The following is a 14,734-nucleotide window of genomic DNA, read 5'->3' as shown; positions in this document are numbered from 1 at the left end:
AACATCTCTACAATTTCGACTTACTAAAATCCCATTACTTTTGCAACCACCGACAAATCCGGAGTAATCCCCGCCTTAACTTGATTATTACAGTTATCGATCGCACAACCTGGGTCTTTCAGACCATTACCCGTCAACACACAAACCACCGTCGCCTCAGCCGGCACTTGATCTTTAACCTTTAACAATCCTGCCACAGAAGCCGCACTCGCTGGCTCACAAAATACCCCTTCTTGAGCGGCTAAAATACGATAAGCCTCTAAAATTTCTGCATCCGTAACCGGGTTAAACTCTCCCTGACTCGCTTCTTTTGCGCCCCAAGCTTTATCCCAATTGGCCGGGTTACCGATACGGATAGCTGTAGCGATGGTTTCTGGATGAGAGACAGGTTTCCCTGAAATAAAGGGAGCAGAACCAGCCGCTTGAAATCCCATCATTCGAGGCAAACGATCACATTTTCCGATTTGATGATACTGACAAAAACCCATCCAATAGGCACTTATATTACCCGCATTGCCCACCGGAATACATAACCAGTCGGGCGCATTCCCCAACACATCTACCACTTCAAAAGCCGCCGTTTTTTGCCCTTCGAGACGATAAGGGTTAACCGAGTTAACCAAGGTAACTGGATAATTTTCTGATAGCCCCCGTACTATCTTTAAAGCATCATCAAAATTTCCCTGAACCGCCACCACTTCTGCGCCATAGACTAGCGCTTGAGCGAGTTTTCCTACTGCTACGTAACCATCGGGAATGATCACAAAAGCCCGCATTCCGGCACGACGGGCGTAAGCGGCTGCCGAAGCTGAAGTATTACCGGTACTAGCACAAATAACGGCTTTTGCGCCTTCTTCTTTGGCTTTTGAGATAGCCATCGTCATCCCCCGGTCTTTAAAGCTACCGGTAGGGTTTAAGCCATCAAATTTAACAAATACTTTTACTCCTTTTCCTATTTGCTCAGAAATGTAGGGTACGGGGATAAGGGGGGTATTTCCTTCAAGGAGGGTGATAACCGGGGTTGTGTCGGTAACTGGGAGATAGGGGCGATAATTTTCGATTAAGCCGCGCCAAGGCTTGAAGTCTGAGTTAGAGGGGGTTTCTGAAGAGTGGCTATTGATGGATTGCTGTGTTTTCAGTTGTTGCATTACCATAGACCAGTTTATCGCGGATATTCAGACTTCAAATTTCTTGTTAGCGCATGGCGGAGTGTCATACACCCAGATTTCTATTTTACCGAGTTTTGACCCGCTTGTCTGGAAAATTTCTCGCGTGGATTATCGGCTTTCTCTTATTTGGGGCTGATCAGTTAATTTTATATTGAACAGGGGGCTTTGACTTGTGCCCCCAGATGGGACGAAAATTGATGGGGTTTAAGGGCGCAAACAAGAGCCTCATGGCAAGCTTTGCGCCGACAGTCTAATTTCAACCTAACGAGACTGATTTTGTATTACCGGTTTACGATCGCCGTGACGACCAGACTTTTCAAACTTACTCGGTTTACCAGACTTATTGTACCGGCGTTGCTGTTTGAGCATAGGTTTGGGTGCTGTTTCTTTTGGCACTTCCCAATCTGTTTTCATCCAGTTAGGACAATCTTGGTCATAGACCATTTGCAAGGCCGCCGCCGCAATGGCTAAAGGATCGTATTCTGCACTTAATTCCCGTACTAGGGGTAAGAACGAGGCCATCCTTTCGCCGGCCAAGGTTTCTTTCACTTGGGTTTGCAGTTTGGAAAGCCGCTTGGCTTCTACTAAAGAGCGGTCCGGTAGCTGACTGACATCTAAGCGATGTCCGACTCGATGCTCAATTTGGCGCAACATCCGCCGGTCAATGGGTTCAATTAAAGAAATAGCGGTTCCGGTTTTGCCTGCGCGTCCGGTGCGTCCTATGCGGTGAATATAGGTTTCTGTGTTATCCGGTAGATCAAAGTTAATCACGTGGGAGAGATCTTCTACATCTAAACCTCTTGCCGCGATATCTGTGGCTACCACTAACTTAATTTTTCCTTCGCGGAAACGTTGAACTAAGCGTTCCCGTTGCGCTTGACTCAAGTTCCCATGATATTCATCCACATGATGTCCGGATTCTTGTAACTTACCGGTGAGTTCGGTAGCGGTTTGTTTGGTTCTGACGAAAATAATCGCCGACTCGGGGTCTTCTATTTCTAAAATCGGTTGTAAGGCTTTTAATTTTGACCAGCCTCGGGGAACCATATAAATGTGCTGATCGATTCTTTCTGGGGTTGCTTCGTGCTGAGTTGCACTTACTACCACTGGAGATTTTAAGAATTGATCGATCAAGCGCTTGATTTCTGGCGGCATGGTGGCGGAAAAACAGGCTGTCTGACGAGTGCTAGGAGTTTGTTGTAAAATCTTCTTCACATCGTCGATAAAGCCCATGCTTAACATTTCATCGGCTTCATCGAGTACCGCCATTTGCAGTTCATCTAAGCTCAATTTTTTGCGTTCTAAGAGATCGATCACTCGCCCGGGGGTTCCCACTACTATTTGAACGCCTCGTTCTAAGCTGCGGATTTGTCGATCAATGGATTGACCCCCATAAACGGTTAGAATAAACAGCCGCCGATCATCCACAAAATCCTTAATAGCCTGAGCTACTTGTTGTGCTAACTCCCGAGTGGGTGTTAAAATTAGTGCTTGCACTGATCGAGAATGTCGATCAATTCTTTCTAATAGCGGTAACGAATAAGCGGCTGTCTTACCTGTCCCGGTTTGAGATTGTCCAACCACATCGTGACCTTCTAATAAAAGAGGGATGGCTTTTTGCTGAATATCTGTTGGATTAGTAAACCCTATTGATTCTAAATGTTGAACACGGGCATCAGATAATCCTAGGTTTTTGAAAGAAATGGTCATAAGTTAATTAATGATTTGGTTATTGTTTGATAGTTCTTGAAGGAAAAAACGGGATTTACACTTTATATGAGCTTCAATCTCCACTCTTAAAATTGAGCATTCTAAAAGTGCTATTACTTGCGCCAAGGAAGTTAATCCACAGAGGGTTTCCTTAGCTAAACGACTTCTCCATAAAGATCATAAATATCTGCATCTTTTATTTTTACTGACACCAGGCTTCCTAACGATGCTTCCCCTTCGACATAAACCAATCCGTCTACTTCAGGCGCAAAACGGGCTGATCGACCAATTAATTGACCAGTGTGGGGATTTTCCTGTTCAATTAATACATCAACTGTGTCTCCAATGCAAGCGCAATTTTTTTGTAGGGATATCGGTTGCTGGATTTGCATAATGGTATCCCGTCTTTGCTCCATAATCTCTTGAGGGATTTGGTTTGCCATTCGGTAAGCTGGTGTTTCTTCTTCAGGGGAAAAAGTAAATACACCTACATGATCGAATTGGTGTCGCTTGACAAATTCGACTAAGTGAGCAAAATGCTCATCGGTTTCTCCGGGAAATCCTACGATGAAGGTTGTCCTCAGAATAGCTTCAGGTATAGTATCCTTTATCCTTTCTATAATACTATCATTTACCTTTCCTTGCCAAGGCCGATTCATCGCCCGTAAAATTTCCGGGTGAGAATGTTGTAAGGGTAAATCGAGATAAGGTAAGACGTTAGGGGTTTGTTGAATCGCTTTAATGACTTTTGGCGTTAAACCGGTCGGATAAGCATAATGAATGCGAATCCAGGGAACATCTACCTTCCCTAATGAGCGCAAGAGTTCAGCCAACTTGGGTTCTCCATACAAGTCTAACCCATAATTGGTAGTAATTTGAGAAATGAGAATAATTTCTTGAACCCCTTGAGCGGCTAGTTGTTCGGCTTCAGCGACAATGGACTCAATGGAACGCGAGCGCTGATTGCCTCGCAGATGGGGAATAATACAAAAAGAGCAACGATAATCGCATCCTTCTGCCACCCTTAAATAAGCGACTCCCTCAGTAGTGGTGCGATAGCGGGGGAGATTTTCATCAGCGATGTAAGTGGGTTCTGGGGAAATTTCTTTAACCCGTTGTCCGCTTTCCACTCGCTCGATCACTTCAACAATTTTATGATAATCTCCGGTGCCCACCAGGGCGACGGCTTCGGGTAATTCACAGAGCAGTTCATCTTGAAAATGCTGCGCCAGACAACCCGAAATAATAATTTTTTTGTTAGCTTCGGCCAATTCTACCAGAGTCCGAACGGATTCTTGCCTAGCCTCTCCGATAAAACTACAAGTATTAACAATGACATAATCGGCCAAATCCGGGTCATCAACCCCATAGCCGGCTTGTGCCAGCAATCCTAACATATGTTCTGAATCTATACGATTTTTCTCGCAGCCGAGATGAGAAATAGCAATGGTTGGCTTGTTGCCCATTCTTGAAAATACGTTGTTTAAGGTTAACAATACACGCGCAGTTACCTTCTCGCTCCGAATTGTAAAATAGAGGTTTTACAGATAGATTGATTCAACCATTCCAATTGGGATGGTTAGGGGGTGGGGAGTGAGGTAACTCCATCTTACTGTTAAGATATTTTAACCGATTTCAGAGAGAGAATCTTATCGAACTGGACAAAAAATTAATTAAGGAGTAGGTGATCAAGCTGACCCAATTCACAGTAAAATAATAAGTTGGCTTTTAAGCTTCCTAGCTGGCGGGTAGACAGTCAAGGAGAAGCTAATATGATGTCGTGCAGGATAGGCGTTTCCGGCTATCAAACAGGAGTGGGTAGAAACTGCACCTCTTTCTATCGGCCCCTTCAGGGGACGGCTAATTCATTAGCCATATCGCGTTTTCTCCCCCACTCAAAAGCTTGCCCTGAGTGAGCGAAAAGATGGGGTCTTCCACGCTCGCGTATTGTCTAAGGTGAATTTAAATCAACTCTTTAACACGGAAAATCCTATCATCGGCGTTGTTCATCTGTTGCCATTGCCTACCTCTGCCCGTTGGGGAGGGAATTTGACCGCAGTGATCGAAAGGGCAGAACAGGAAGCAACCGCCTTAGCAGCCGGCGGAGTAGATGGCCTGATTGTCGAAAATTTTTTTGATGCTCCTTTTGCCAAAGATCAAGTGGAGCCGGCAGTAGTCAGCGCGATGACCTTAATCGTAGACCGGATTAAAAATTTAGTGGTTTTACCCGTAGGAATAAATGTACTACGGAATGATGCCAGAAGTGCCATGGCCATCGCCTCCTGTGTCAAAGCCGAATTTATTCGGGTAAATGTTTTAACAGGAATTATGGCAACTGATCAGGGCATCATAGAAGGACAAGCTCATCAACTGCTGCGCTATCGTCGAGAATTAGGCAGCGAAATAGCGATTTTAGCAGATGTATTAGTAAAACATGCGCGTCCTTTAGGAACAGCGAATCTGACCAATGCGGTGCAAGATACCATTGAAAGAGGATTAGCGGATGCTGTGATTTTATCCGGATGGGCAACCGGTACTCCTCCGTCTTTAGAAGACTTAGAATTAGCTTTAAGCGCCGCCAAAGGCACGCCGGTTTTGATCGGCAGTGGGGCAAATTGGGAAAACATCGGTCAACTGATGAAAGCGGCAAATGGGGTAATTGTGGCCAGTTCTCTCAAACGTCATGGCAAGATCAACGAACCCATTGATCCCATTCGAGTCTCCCAATTTGTGGAAGCCGCGCGAGAAGTGAGTGCAGCTAAAGAAACATCACAATCTATAACGTCTGTGAAACTGCCTCAAAAATAAGTTGCTAGAATCACTGTTAGCTGATCAAAGATAACAAGTAACTTGGGTATGAGTCGCCGACGTTCCATTCCTTGGATTTATCGCTATTCCCGCTTCATCTTGGGGGGAATCGCGCTTATAGGAATTTTAATTACTACTTATTTAACCTTTCTAGCTTTTACTGGGGGAAAAGCCGCTTGTCCCATTGATCAAGCAACGGGAATATCAAGTTGTGATCGGGTGTTAAGTAGTGCCTATGCCAAAATTTTTGGACTTCCCCTCAGTTTATATGGCTTAGTAGCTTATATCACCATGGCCGTTTTAGCCTTATCACCCAATGCTATTAATCCAGAAACCGATAAACCCTTACGTAAACAAGTCGAAGAGGTAACTTGGTTATTGCTATTTATTGGCTCAACAGGAATGGCCGTATTTAGTGCTTATCTAATTTATACCTCTTTGGTGGTGATTGGAGCAGAATGTTATTACTGTATAGGGTCAGCCCTTTGCTCTTTGGCCTTATTTATTGTCACGCTACTAGGCCGTGAGTGGGAAGAACTCGGGCAACTGGTTTTTACAGGAATTATCGTAGCCACAGTGACATTAGTGGGGGTTTTAGGGGTATATGCTAGTGTCAATCCTGATAGACATCTAGCCACTGTGGAAGGAAAAATCGTCATTCCTCAACCCACAGAAAACGCTAAACCGCCTAAAGGATGGGATATTACCACCACTTCAAAAGAGGCAGAACTGGCTCTAGCTAAACAGCTTTCAGCATCCGGTGCGAAAATGTACGGGGCGTTCTGGTGTCCCCATTGCTATGATCAAAAACAGTTATTTGGTAAAGAAGCCTTTGAGTTAATTAATTATGTAGAATGTGATCCCCAAGGAATTAATCCTAAACAGGAGTTATGTCAAAAAGCCGGAGTGACAGGATTTCCTTCTTGGGAAATTAAAGGCAAATTATATCCCGGCACCCAAAAGTTAGATAAATTAGCCGAGTTATCGGGTTATAAAGGCTCAACTGACTTTAAGTACACATTACCTCAATAGTCATCAGTCAATAGTCATCAGTCCTTAGAGAGCAGTAAAAGGCTCTCTTGCCATAGGCCATAGGAAAATCTTGGCTGTCACGCGCGTTTTAAAACAGACTAATCAATAATTCATAACAAATGACTAATGACTAATGACTAATAACTAATGACTAATTGAATTTTTCTTTGGCTAGGACAAACACACTACCTTGATTACCTCGTCCAATGCGTAAATCCTCATCAAGATAAGTAATTTCTAGCCATCCCTGAGATTCTCGATTTTCTAAACTCACATCTAAAGAAACCCATTTTTTACCGGCTTCAAGCTCCTCAATAAACTGCTCAGGAGATTGATAACCGATAAAGCGTTGTAAACCAATAATATAACGTTCAAACTTGACATTAACTCGACGCACCGAAACCGGTTCAAAGCGAGCCGCCACACTCACTATCCCCTCAAAAAAAGGCACACCAACAATCTCAGCAATATTATAGAGTCTAGCTTCAGCCGCTCGAATACATTGATAGGTTTGTCCTAATTGTAGTAGGGGGACACGATCTAAGCCCAAAATTCCGCGACTGGTAGTATAAAGTAAGCGCCAGTTTCCTGAGAGCAAATCTTTGGCTTCAAGGGGGTTAGGGGTAGGATTATGGTCCTCGAGTTGTTCTATGGCCGAAAGCACTCTAACTCGGTCAGCTTCACTAGCTAGTAAACCTCGATTTTTGCCGGCGATAATTTCTAGCAATTTGGTTTTCTCATTCATGTGACTCATCCTTAATAGCTTGCCGCTACCTTATATCATAAGTTGAGAAAATCAACCCATGAACCGGAACACCCACAAGCTAACACCAGACATAATACAGGACTATCATAAAACTTAACACTTAAACGCTAAAATTAATTGTCTGTAAGAATCGTGGATACAAAATTATTTTCATCTACAAGCTTAACCAAGCCCTCTGGAACAAGTTTACTCATTTTATTAGCAACACTATTATTTTTATTAATCGTTTTTTTTGGGTGGATGCTGACGGCTTCCACAGACCTAAAATTTTCAGTGCTTTTGCCGCTTGGTATTGGTGCTATTAGCAGTGCCGCATTAGGTTATGGGGTTGTTCCTCTGTTACGTTGGTTTAAAACCGGGCAATTTGTCCAGGAAGATGGCCCGCAAACCCATTTAAAGAAAGCCGGAACCCCGACGATGGGAGGCATCTTTTTTATTCCTGTGGGGGTTGTTGCCGCTTTAATTGGGTCACAATTTGATCCTCAAGTAATCGCCGTCGGAGTGGTCACTTTAGCTTATATGGGAATTGGCTGGATTGACGACTGGCAAGTCCTCAGACAAAAATCGAATAAAGGGATTTCCCCGAGAATGAAGCTGATGCTACAGATTGCTGTAGCCGTTTTATTTTGTCTGTGGATGTTCTGGACTGGAGACTCTAACCTAACTAATGTTACTTTACCCGGAAATTGGGTGATTCCTTTAGGATGGTTTTTTTGGCTGTTAGCCGCCTTTGTTTTAGTGGCTGAAAGTAATTCTACTAATTTAACCGATGGGGTAGATGGATTGGCTGGCGGCACAGCAGCGATTGCCTTTTTGGGGTTAGCGGCGGTTGTCGCTGCGACTTCAGAGGGTTTAATGATCTTTTGCGCCTGTATGAGTGGGGGTTGCTTGGGTTTTGTCGTTCACAACCGCAATCCGGCTAAGGTATTTATGGGAGATACGGGTTCTTTAGCTTTAGGGGGTGCCATAGCGGCTGTTGGGTTACTCAGTGGTAATCTTTGGGCAGTATTTATTATTAGTGGAATTTTCTTTATTGAAGCTTTATCTGTGATTGCTCAAGTCAGTTATTACAAAGCCACTAAAGGTCCTGATGGCAAGGGCAAACGGTTATTAAAAATGGCTCCGATTCACCATCATTTAGAACTTAGTGGCTGGTCAGAAACTCAAATTGTTGGGGTATTTTATTTAATTAATACAGGGTTGGTAATTCTAGCGTTTTTAAGCCGCTAAATAGTTAAATAAACAACCCCCATAAAAAAAGTAGAGACAATATCGCTAACGTCTCTACAGGAATAAAAAGGGGATAGCCGCACCATCAATGAGAGACAGCCAGTTTTTTATCTGATTGAGTATATTCGCTCACCAGTTTACGAAACTCATCTCCTTCGATGGTTTCTTTTTCAATTAAAAGATCGACAAGTCGATCTATAGCGGCTCGATTTTCTTCAATAATTTCCTTAGAAACGGCATAGCAATGATTAATAATCGTGCGGATTTGGCTATCAATTTTAGCCGCCAGTTCTAGCGAATGCTGGTCGGAACGACGACCAAACCAATCATAGGGGTTATCCGTATCATCTTCTAAGGCCACAGGACCTAAATCGGACATCCCGAAACGAGTCACCATTTGGCGGGCCAGATAGGTAATCTTTTCGATATCATTACCGGCTCCGGTGGTGATTTCTGTATCGCCAAAAATCACCTCTTCGGCGACTCGACCCCCCAATAAACCCGAAATCCGTGCCAAGATTTGAGAACGACTCATTAAGCCTTGTTCTTCATCCGGCGTAAACCAAGTTAATCCTCTGGCCTGACCTCGGGGAACTAAGGTGACTTTCTCGAGGGTATCGTGGCCTGGACAAAGGGTTGCTACGATGGCATGGCCAATTTCATGATAAGCAATGAGTCGTTTAGCTTTACTATCTACTAGGGGAGTTCCTTCCATTCCCGCCACGACGCGATCAATGGCATCATTGATTTCTTGTGAGGTAATCGCTTCTTTGCGACGACGGGCCGTAAAAATAGCCGCTTCATTTAAGACATTGGCTAAATCCGCGCCGGTAAAGCCTGGAGTGCGGCGGGCGATGGCTTCTAAAGACACTGCTGAGTCTATTCTTTTATTACGGGCATGGACTTCTAAAATTCCCAATCGTCCTTTCATATCAGGATAATCGACGATCACTTGACGGTCAAATCGTCCTGGACGCATCAGGGCAACATCTAACACATCAGGACGGTTGGTAGCCGCAATAATAATGATGCCGTTATTGCCTTCAAACCCATCCATTTCTGTTAATAATTGGTTGAGGGTTTGTTCGCGTTCATCATTTCCTCCCCCATAACTCACGCCTCTTTGACGGCCGACGGCATCAATTTCATCGATAAAGACGAGGCAGGGGGCATTTTCTTTGGCTTTTTTAAATAAATCTCTCACTCGGGATGCGCCTACCCCGACAAACATTTCGACAAATTCCGAACCCGAGATACTGAAGAAAGGAACGGCGGCTTCTCCGGCAATGGCTTTGGCGAGTAAGGTTTTGCCGGTGCCAGGAGGCCCAATTAATAAGACTCCTTTGGGAATTTTTGCACCAATGGCGGTAAATTTTTCAGGTTGCTTGAGGAAGGTCACCACTTCTTGTAATTCTTCTTTGGCTTCATCTATACCGGCTACATCCTCAAAATTGATGCCGGTTTTAGCTTCCATCTGAAACCTAGCTCGAGATTTTCCGAAGTTCATCGCTTGTCCGGAAGCATTGGCAGAGCGCCGCAGAATAACGATAACGATTCCAAATAGTAGGAATAAAACTAATAAGTTTGTCATAATTCCAATCACGGCGGAGTGATCGGATGAGGATTGGACATCAAATTCTACGCCATTTGCTTTGAGCTTGGCGACTAATTCGGGATTTTCGCCACTAAATACTTCAACATCTTTAGGCGGTTCTTTTTCTTGCCCTTTTAGAATTACTTGCGCTCTTTGTAGGGTGGGGTCTAGGGTAGCTTTTTCAACTTTGCCTTGCTCTATGTCCTTTAACAACTGGCTATAGGAATACTCCTGTTGCTTTTGCTGTAGATTATCTCTTTTTCCCTGAGCTTGTGCTGGTGCTACCGTCAAGAGGGTTTGACCAATTAGTAAGCTCGCTACTAGGGATTTAAGATACCTAGAAGCTATATTAGGTTTTTGAGTTGATTCTTTCTGCTTTTGTTTCATACCAGCATTAACGGCTTTTTTCAATTGCTTGTGAGAGTTGAGCCAGGATTTCTTTTCCATAACCAATTGTTGTGCGAGATACCCCTGTTTTCATTTTAAGCTAACACACCCGATCAACGGGAAGATGGGAAAGCCAAAGAGCAAGATTTTCCTAGTAAATTCTTCCTATCCTTGTCAAGTTATTTAGTTTGTTGACTATTTTTCCTGTATCTAGCTTGTTCTAAACTGTTGCCTACTCCTTGTATTATCCCTCTTACGATCAAGCCGATGCCTTTGCCGATGACCTGAGTTAAAATATAGATGATTGCTTGCCCGATGAAGGCGATAATGGCTCTTATACCTGGGGCCACAGCATCTCGCACTTCTAGGACAATAGTTATTATCCAAGGAATACCGCTCAGTTGATTCAGTTCTTGCTGACGGGGTGATTCTATAAATATTTTGCTAATTTTTCCTCCTTTAAAAAACCATAATCGATATTGACTTTCAAATATATCTTTGGGTTCTTGCCAATATTTTTCCTTTCTATATTTCCAAGATAATTGATTTCTAAATCGAGCGATTTCTCTTGAAGATCTCATTCCTCTTTTGTATAAAAGTTTTTGAATCGCCTCATGATCAAAAAAGTTATTTAAGATTACGGCTATTACTCCATTGGCAATTTGCACCAATAAATTTTCTAGTAAGATGCCGGCTCTAGCTTGTGCTTCTGGCGATTCGGGTCTATATTCTACTTTTTCAATTAACAGATTTTTTTGATATAAAAGATAGGCGAACAAGTCATATTTTAACGGAATTTTTGTTAAAATATCTTGCTCAACTGAACGACTTTCTCTGTCGATGATTTCTTCTAACAATCCGTCAACTAATTTTTGCTTATTGGGATAATAAATTTCAATAAATAAACGAGTGGAATTTTCCCAGATTCTTAATAAAATTAACGATAATCTTTCTTGTAAATGCTCAGGGGGAATGTCTAGTAAAGGAAACTCAGTAATGAGGTTACGAACTTGGCTATAAACTAAATAAAGTAATTCTCGTCGTTTTTCGGGGGGTAATATATCAATTTCTAAAGGAACGTTGGTCGCATTTTCTAGACCCAATTGAATTCTGGTGAGAATTTCATCTAAAAGGTTAGAAACGGTTAAGGTATTAGAAGAACTGACGAGGGAAAAATTAGACCCATAAAGAACCGGACTCGTTTCTTCATTTAAAGGATTATTAGCCGCTTTTGGAGATGGAGGCTGACAAAATTCGATAACCTCTTGCGGCATTAAGGAGCGAACTATCCAACGAGAGGCTAAAAGTTCACGCCGTCTCCCTGTCCAAAATAACCAATCTAGGTTAGTTAGCTGTGGTTTTTCCAGTTGATTATTGACAAGGCTTAAACTTTGTTCGATTTGAGCTATTCCTGAGCTAAATAAACGGCTCAACCATTTTTTTCTCTGGCTTAAATTTGGAGAGTTAGAGTCTATTAGCGTGCTTAGGTCTTGCCAATAGGTGGCTCCTGAAGCAATATGGTGTAATAGTGTCACTAACTGCTCAAGAGTTTTTCCTTTGGGACAATAAGCTTCTAGACCAGATTCTTTTGCCGCTAAAAGTTCTGATACAGATAAGGATTGAGTGAGCAAGCAAATTTTAACTTGGGGATATTCTCCTTTTAATTGTTGTGACAATTGCCATCCCCTAGGATAGGGATCAAGTAAGATCACATCAGGAATTTGTTCTGTGAGTTTTTCTCGAACCTGCTGAGTATCGCCTTCGGCTAGAATTTCTAAATTGTCTCGGGTCGCTAATGCCGTTGTTAAACCTAGGCGAAATATTGGGTCATCATCAATCAGGAATAGAGTTATTCGACCATTGCTCACGAGTCTTAAAGATTTTTTGATAACTTTTGTTCTTAGTTTAATCTAGTTTGGGTTCTTGATGCTTATAACCATAAAAATTTATCCGATAGTCTGTGATCTTAACGCCGGTTTGAGCTTCTATTTGCTTTAATAAATCTTCCGGCAGGGTGATGTGAAGGTCAATGATCTGATTGGTATCAATACAATTGATATGACTATGGGAATCACTAATGTTGCCATAGAGTCGTCCATCACACCGCTCGACACACTCGATAATTCCTTGGCTCGATAGAGCTTCTAAATTTTGATACACTGATGTGTGTCCAATGTTCTTTCCTTGCTGATTTAAGCGATCGTAAATTTCCCGCGCGGATAGATGTTCTTGTGCTTGCCACAACAGTTCTAAGATAAATCGTCGTTGGCGACTTACCCGCATTCCTAGTTCCTGACATTTATTGATAGCATCCTCTAGGGAGCGAATTGGCTTATTATCTGCCCCTTGTGTCATCATATTTTGAGGCTACATTTACAAAATTTCTTATACAAACTCATTACCAGTTTAGCTTAGATGGCTCGAGAATGTCCAGAAACAGTTATCTGTCATTGGTCATTAGTCTTGTTCCCTTTTCCCTTGTGCTATAAATAGCTTCGTTAGTCTTGATGGATTTGAAGAAATCGACGACGGGTTGAGGATAATCTACCCCTAGTCGGACTTGATAGCGTTTTTGTTCTTCAGAGGAGAGTTTCCAGGGTTCATGAATTTTATCTCCTGGCACGGCGGCTAATTCAGGTAGCCAATGTCTGAGGTACTCTCCTAATGGATCATAGTCTTTTGATTGTTTGGGAATATTGAAATAGCGAAACCCTCGGGCATCATTGCCGACTCCGGCTGTATAGTTCCAATTCCCATAATTACTACAGACATCATAATCAATGAGTAATGATTCAAACCATTCTGCGCCCATTATCCAGTTAAGCCCTAAATTTTTGGTTAAAAAACTGGCTACATTTTGCCGTCCTCGGTTAGACATAAATCCAGTGGCGGCTAGTTCCCTCATATTGGCATCTACAAGAGGATAACCGGTTTTTCCCTCTTGCCAAAGTTGAAAACGTTGCCAGTCTTCTTTCCAAGGAAGATCAAGCCCTTGTAACCCTGATGGATAAAAGATTTTATTGCCATGTTTAGCACAAATAAAGCGAAAATAATCTCGCCAAAGCAGTTCAAAAATTAACCAATAAGTGGAATCATTTTTGACTCTTTGCTGTTCGTATTTTTGGACGGCTTCATAAATATAACGCGGGGAAATACAGCCAGAGGCTAACCAAGGAGAAAATTTAGACGAATAATCTCCTCCTAGCATTCCGTTTCGGGTTTCTTTGTAAGATTTTAAACAGTTTTTTTGCCAAAAATATTCTTCTAATCTTTCTAAGGCGGCTGTTTCTCCTCCTCGAAATTTTAAAACTCCCCGTTGGTCAAAAATCGGTGTTTCTAATCCTAATGCGGCTAAATCTGGTAAAGTGCCTATTTCTATGGCTGGTAGTGGAGATAAGCTTTTAGGCGTGGGTAAAATTGGGTCAACTGTGGAAGCTTTTTCTACTTTTTTGCGAAAGTTGGTAAAAAGTTCAGGAATATGAGCAATTTTAAAGGGTAAGTTATCCGGATGGTAAAGAGTTGCTCCCCAAAAGCTTTCAGTTTTAACTCGGATTTTATTTAAGCCGCTTTCTAAAGCTTTTTCAACGGCTAATTCTTCGGCTGTGACTTCTTGGTGATAATAAACTGCCGTCAGTTTTAATTCTTGGGCAAGTTGAGGGATAATTTTTTCCGGTAACCCTTTACGAATAATTAAATCGCTTCCTCGCTCCTGTAAAGATTTTTTTAAATCAGCAAGACTTTCTAATAGAAATTGGGCGCGAAAGTTGCCGGTTTTGGGAAATCCATAAGAAGTTTTTCTAAATTGACGCTCATCAAAACAGTAAAAAGGAATGATCTCGGCTTTTTCTTTTAAAGCTTTATTTAAAGGTTCGTGATCATGTAGCCGCAAGTCATTGCGATACCAGATTAAAATTCTTTTATTGCTCATTAGTCAGGAGTCATTACTCATTAGTCATTGGTTATTATAACTAATTTTAAACTTTTGTAACAACTTCGTTTATATTAAAGTATAGATAATTTTTTTATCCTGTTTTATTG

General features: G+C 42.2%; 11 protein-coding genes. 3 read left to right on the top strand and 8 right to left on the bottom strand.

The features are described 5' to 3' along the window. Nucleotides 1-23: 23 nt before the first annotated feature. The 3 genes from thrC to rimO all read right to left on the bottom strand — a co-directional run bounded on the left by thrC (nucleotide 24) and on the right by rimO (nucleotide 4,345). On the bottom strand, nucleotides 24-1,148 hold the full coding sequence (gene thrC / locus CYAN7822_RS16265; protein WP_425365324.1) for a threonine synthase: 1,125 nt from the start codon (nucleotides 1,146-1,148) through the stop codon (nucleotides 24-26). Nucleotides 1,149-1,430: 282 nt separating this feature from the next. After that, entirely contained in the window at nucleotides 1,431-2,879 is a 1,449-nt protein-coding gene (locus CYAN7822_RS16260; protein WP_013323350.1) for a DEAD/DEAH box helicase, read from the bottom strand. Between the two features lie 155 nt (nucleotides 2,880-3,034). Continuing rightward, nucleotides 3,035-4,345, bottom strand: a complete 1,311-nt coding sequence (gene rimO / locus CYAN7822_RS16255; protein WP_013323349.1) for a 30S ribosomal protein S12 methylthiotransferase RimO — start codon at nucleotides 4,343-4,345, stop codon at nucleotides 3,035-3,037. A gap of 490 nt (nucleotides 4,346-4,835) precedes the next feature. Here rimO and btpA point away from each other — a divergent pair, with 490 nt between their 5' ends. Beyond that, nucleotides 4,836-5,687, top strand: coding sequence for a photosystem I biogenesis protein BtpA (btpA, locus tag CYAN7822_RS16250; RefSeq protein ID WP_013323348.1), 852 nt, complete (start codon nucleotides 4,836-4,838; stop codon nucleotides 5,685-5,687). 48 nt (nucleotides 5,688-5,735) lie between these two features. After that, a complete protein-coding gene (locus tag CYAN7822_RS16245) occupies nucleotides 5,736-6,719 on the top strand; it encodes a vitamin K epoxide reductase family protein (RefSeq protein WP_013323347.1) in 984 nt (327 codons plus the stop codon). 151 nt (nucleotides 6,720-6,870) lie between these two features. Here the strand turns inward: CYAN7822_RS16245 and CYAN7822_RS16240 are convergent, their stop codons facing one another. Continuing rightward, entirely contained in the window at nucleotides 6,871-7,464 is a 594-nt protein-coding gene (locus CYAN7822_RS16240) for a PAP/fibrillin family protein (RefSeq protein ID WP_013323346.1), read from the bottom strand. A 153-nt stretch (nucleotides 7,465-7,617) separates the two neighbouring features. Between CYAN7822_RS16240 and mraY the strand changes: the two genes are divergently transcribed. Further along, the gene (mraY, locus tag CYAN7822_RS16235; protein ID WP_013323345.1) at nucleotides 7,618-8,715 is read left to right on the top strand and encodes a phospho-N-acetylmuramoyl-pentapeptide-transferase; all 1,098 of its coding nucleotides are present in this window, start codon (nucleotides 7,618-7,620) and stop codon (nucleotides 8,713-8,715) included. Between the two features lie 85 nt (nucleotides 8,716-8,800). Here the strand turns inward: mraY and ftsH are convergent, their stop codons facing one another. The 4 genes from ftsH to CYAN7822_RS16215 form a co-directional block, all read right to left on the bottom strand. After that, entirely contained in the window at nucleotides 8,801-10,696 is a 1,896-nt protein-coding gene (gene ftsH / locus CYAN7822_RS16230; protein WP_049802709.1) for an ATP-dependent zinc metalloprotease FtsH, read from the bottom strand. A gap of 179 nt (nucleotides 10,697-10,875) precedes the next feature. Next, nucleotides 10,876-12,564: a DUF3685 domain-containing protein gene (locus CYAN7822_RS16225; protein ID WP_013323343.1), complete on the bottom strand. Its 1,689-nt coding sequence runs from the start codon at nucleotides 12,562-12,564 to the stop codon at nucleotides 10,876-10,878. A gap of 37 nt (nucleotides 12,565-12,601) precedes the next feature. Further along, complete coding sequence (locus CYAN7822_RS16220) at nucleotides 12,602-13,054, bottom strand: Fur family transcriptional regulator (protein WP_013323342.1); 453 nt, start codon at nucleotides 13,052-13,054, stop codon at nucleotides 12,602-12,604. A gap of 82 nt (nucleotides 13,055-13,136) precedes the next feature. After that, nucleotides 13,137-14,624 carry a DASH family cryptochrome gene (locus CYAN7822_RS16215; RefSeq protein ID WP_013323341.1) on the bottom strand — a complete coding sequence of 496 codons (1,488 nt, stop codon included), beginning with the start codon at nucleotides 14,622-14,624 and terminating at the stop codon, nucleotides 13,137-13,139. Nucleotides 14,625-14,734: the final 110 nt, after the last annotated feature.

Source organism: Gloeothece verrucosa PCC 7822 (genome assembly GCF_000147335.1).
In the GTDB taxonomy this organism is placed as follows: domain Bacteria; phylum Cyanobacteriota; class Cyanobacteriia; order Cyanobacteriales; family Microcystaceae; genus Gloeothece; species Gloeothece verrucosa.
This window is presented reverse-complemented; position numbering and strand designations above follow the sequence as displayed.

What these genes read in the sequence shown, in the direction of transcription:
- thrC (WP_425365324.1), bottom strand. Translation starts at nt 1,148, where the DNA reads ATGCAACAACTGAAAACACAGCAATCCATCAATAGCCACTCTTCAGAA.
- CYAN7822_RS16260 (WP_013323350.1), bottom strand. Translation starts at nt 2,879, where the DNA reads ATGACCATTTCTTTCAAAAACCTAGGATTATCTGATGCCCGTGTTCAA.
- rimO (WP_013323349.1), bottom strand. Translation starts at nt 4,345, where the DNA reads ATGGGCAACAAGCCAACCATTGCTATTTCTCATCTCGGCTGCGAGAAA.
- CYAN7822_RS16245 (WP_013323347.1), top strand. Translation starts at nt 5,736, where the DNA reads ATGAGTCGCCGACGTTCCATTCCTTGGATTTATCGCTATTCCCGCTTC.
- CYAN7822_RS16240 (WP_013323346.1), bottom strand. Translation starts at nt 7,464, where the DNA reads ATGAATGAGAAAACCAAATTGCTAGAAATTATCGCCGGCAAAAATCGA.
- ftsH (WP_049802709.1), bottom strand. Translation starts at nt 10,696, where the DNA reads ATGAAACAAAAGCAGAAAGAATCAACTCAAAAACCTAATATAGCTTCT.
- CYAN7822_RS16220 (WP_013323342.1), bottom strand. Translation starts at nt 13,054, where the DNA reads ATGATGACACAAGGGGCAGATAATAAGCCAATTCGCTCCCTAGAGGAT.
- CYAN7822_RS16215 (WP_013323341.1), bottom strand. Translation starts at nt 14,624, where the DNA reads ATGAGCAATAAAAGAATTTTAATCTGGTATCGCAATGACTTGCGGCTA.